Origin of the sequence: Sphingorhabdus sp. (assembly GCF_041737645.1) — a bacterium.
In the GTDB taxonomy this organism is placed as follows: Bacteria; Pseudomonadota; Alphaproteobacteria; order Sphingomonadales; family Sphingomonadaceae; genus Sphingorhabdus_B.
The window spans coordinates 1-3,139 of sequence record NZ_JBGSRI010000023.1 but is presented as its reverse complement, the minus strand read 5'-3'; the positions used below and the strand labels follow the sequence as shown (position 1 = coordinate 3,139).

General features: G+C 58.1%; 3 protein-coding genes and 1 other RNA gene. All 4 read right to left on the bottom strand.

Annotation, left to right across the window (positions count from 1 at the left end):
• Positions 1-5: 5 nt before the first annotated feature.
• Positions 6-323: a transfer-messenger RNA gene (gene ssrA, locus ACEW72_RS03280) on the bottom strand.
• A gap of 269 nt (positions 324-592) precedes the next feature.
• Positions 593-925, bottom strand: a complete 333-nt coding sequence (locus ACEW72_RS03275; protein ID WP_373474952.1) for a 2Fe-2S iron-sulfur cluster-binding protein — start codon at positions 923-925, stop codon at positions 593-595.
• Positions 922-2,001 carry a cysteine desulfurase family protein gene (locus ACEW72_RS03270; protein ID WP_373474951.1) on the bottom strand — a complete coding sequence of 360 codons (1,080 nt, stop codon included), beginning with the start codon at positions 1,999-2,001 and terminating at the stop codon, positions 922-924. Before ACEW72_RS03270 ends, ACEW72_RS03275 begins: the two co-directional genes overlap by 4 nt.
• Positions 1,965-3,005, bottom strand: a complete 1,041-nt coding sequence (locus ACEW72_RS03265) for a cysteine desulfurase family protein (RefSeq protein WP_373474950.1) — start codon at positions 3,003-3,005, stop codon at positions 1,965-1,967. Before ACEW72_RS03265 ends, ACEW72_RS03270 begins: the two co-directional genes overlap by 37 nt.
• Positions 3,006-3,139 lie beyond the last annotated feature (134 nt).

Below are 3,139 nucleotides of genomic sequence, written 5' to 3'. Positions count from 1 at the left end.
GCCGGTTCGGCCGCGTTCTTTTAGGATAATTTCAGACCGTGAGGCCCAAAATTACGCTGCGAGAGCAAGTGCTTCGTTATCGTTTGCACTTATGAGTTTTGAACCATTTCACGGCTTATTCATGCCGGGCAAAAACAATGCCTTTCAACGCACGTCGATCCTAGTTCAGCCCCTTCAAAACGCCCGGTAAACCGGGAGATATGGTGGAGCTGCCGGGTACCGCCCCCGGGTCCGCTGCATCTATTACACACCGCAATTTATCGCCATAGCCGGGCGAACCCGGCAACGACCCATATAGGGGTTTTTTGGTGAATGGGAAGTGAAGAGCTCAGGGTCAGGACCTATTAAATGCACTTGCGAGGTTTGAGGCCATTTTGCACAGGGTAAGGAAGGAAGCCGCAGGGATATAAATATATCTCAAGGCTTTCTGACGCAACCATGGGCAAAATGGGTCAAATCCTCCGGACGTCAAAATGGCTTTGATCTCGAACCAAAATACGCTTGCCGGAAGAATGACTATCGGCGGCGCGCATTTTGGTCCGATATCTTCGCCATTTTGACGCCTCGCAAGTGCATTTAATAGGTCCTGACCCTAAATACCCTGCATGTTCCGGCTCTCCGTCGGAATTCGGACCACGATGCCGTCGAGTTCATCGGTCAAAAGGATCTGGCAGGATAAGCGGCTTGTGCGCCGTGCGCCGCTGGCCAGATCGAGCATATCCTCTTCATCTTCAACCGCGGCGGGCAATTTGTCGAACCATGCCTTGTCCACAATGACATGGCAGGTAGAACAGGCCATCTGCCCTTCGCATGTGCCTTCCAGGGGCATTCCGGCGGCCTGTGCGACCTCCAGCAACCCTAGACCTGTTTCAGCCTCCACCTCGTGCGCGTCGCCTTCGGCATTGATGAAGGTCACCTTGATCATAACATCGCCTCTGCTGCCCGGTTGATTGCTTCGGCAGCAATATCAATTTCCGCGAGCGTCGTATAGCGGCCAAAACCGAGCCTTATCGAAGATTTTGCCTGTGTTTGGGACAGTCCGAGCGCGGACAGGACATGGCTGGGACGGCCCGACCCGCTGGCGCAAGCGGAGCCTGCGGAAAAGGCGATATCGCGGCATTCGGACATCAGCCTTCCCACATCAACCCCGTCGCGACGCAGGTTGAGATTGCCTTTGTAGCGGTGCGTGGTCGAACCGTTTACAGTCCATTCGGAAAATGCCGCGATGGCATGGTCCCACAATTGCGCGATATGCACGGCATCTTGCTCCATCCGCTGTGCAGCGACTTGAACCGCTGCGCCGAATCCTGTGCACAGAGCGGGCGACAAGGTTCCCGAGCGCAGCCCCTGCTCCTGCCCGCCGCCGTGCATCAGCGGGGTCAGCGAGATCCCGTCCCGCACCCACAAGGCACCAATGCCCTTGGGTCCGTGAATCTTATGGGCGGAAATTGCGATCATGTCCGGGCCTTCGGGGATAGGCATCCGGCCAAACGCCTGCACCGCGTCGCACAGCAGCAGACCACCGTGTGCATGGCTTTGGTCCGCCAGCTCGGCGACCGGCTGGATCGTTCCGATTTCATTATTCACCAGCATAGCCGCAAACAGGCCCGGTCCCGGGACGACATGTGCCGCGCGCCCGTCTGCATCGACCGGAACAACCGCTCCACCTGCATAGGCCACGCAATCCAGCACCGCCGCATGTTCCGTGGCGAGCGCGGTGACCGGCAACCCGCAGCCTTTGATCGCAAGATTTAGCGCCTCGGTTGCGCCGCTGGTGAAAATGACTCTGCCCCCTTTGGGTAGCATCGCAGCGATCTGGTCGCGCGCAACCTCGACTGCTGCTGCCGCTGCCCTGCCCGGAACATGAGCGCTATGCGGATTGGCAAATCCGTCTTTCAGCCATGGTTCCATTGCGGCAAAGACTTCGGGCGCCATCGGCGTAGTCGATTGATAGTCGAGGTAAATCACGCCGTCTTGGCTCGATTTGCAATGCTTTGCCATATCTCGATGAACAGGCTTACATCTGCTTCATCGGTGTCCGGCCCGAAACTGACGCGGATTACTTCCGAAGCCGATTTGCTATCCCAACCCATCGCACCAAGAACATGACTGGTTTTGAGCGTACCCGACGAACAGGCGCTCCCAGCGGATACGGCAATGCCCGCCATGTCGAAGTTGATCAGCTGGCTCGATGCTGCTGCGCCGGGCATGCGGTAACTTGCGATGGTCGGTAGTCGCCGGCTCTCTTGTGCGACGACTTCTCCGCCACCGGCGATAACCGCCTCATCCAGTCTCTGGCGAAGCCGCTCTGCCTTTTCGAGCCATCCAAAACCAGCCTCCAAGGCAACCGCAAAACCGATTGCTGCGGGCAAGTTTTCGGTCCCCCGCCGATAGCCCTGCTCTTGCCCCCCGGTCGGTTGCAATAACCCCAGATTGCGCGTCAGCAATGCACCAATGCCTGGTGGCCCGCCGAGTTTATGCGCCGAAATCGCGATCAGATCGGCATCAGGCAGCGGCAGCTTCCCCGCGCTTTGTGAACAATCGGCAAATAGCGTTCCGCCTGATGCACGGACGGCATCGGCGATTTTTTCCAAAGATTGTATGACGCCTGTTTCGTTGTTGACTGACTGCACAGCGTATCTTGACGGCTTGCAGATCGATGCGGGGTCGACATATCCGTTGGAGTCCACAGGTAACCGTTCTGGGGCCGCAACGGCCAACACGGCATCATGTTCAACCGCGCTGGCAATAGCCTCACCGCCACCCAGCGCAAGTGCGATGGCTTCGCTCGCCCCGCTTGTCAGGATGACTTCGCCATCCCAGCCCAGCGCCGACTTGATCCGCGCCCGCGCATCTTCCAGCGCAGCACGCGCCGCCCTGCCCTCGCTATGGGGGGAGGACGGGTTCGCCCACCGCTCCATTGCGCCGGCCATAGCGTGACGCACCGCCGGGAGCAGCGGCGTCGTGGCTGCGTGGTCGAGATATATGCGCGGATTCTGGGCCATTTGTTCCATGACAGTTGCGAAAATCGTGACTGCTTCTATATAGCGCTTCGACTTCCTGCAAAGCCCGAACAATCGGTTGCTGCGCGGCACTTAAATATAGAATCGAAAAAATAGATGCCTGCCATTGCTATTCC

Excerpts from the sequence above, each read along its gene's own strand:
- ACEW72_RS03275 (WP_373474952.1), bottom strand. The coding sequence starts at position 925 with ATGATCAAGGTGACCTTCATCAATGCCGAAGGCGACGCGCACGAGGTG.
- ACEW72_RS03270 (WP_373474951.1), bottom strand. The coding sequence starts at position 2,001 with ATGGCAAAGCATTGCAAATCGAGCCAAGACGGCGTGATTTACCTCGAC.
- ACEW72_RS03265 (WP_373474950.1), bottom strand. The coding sequence starts at position 3,005 with ATGGCCCAGAATCCGCGCATATATCTCGACCACGCAGCCACGACGCCG.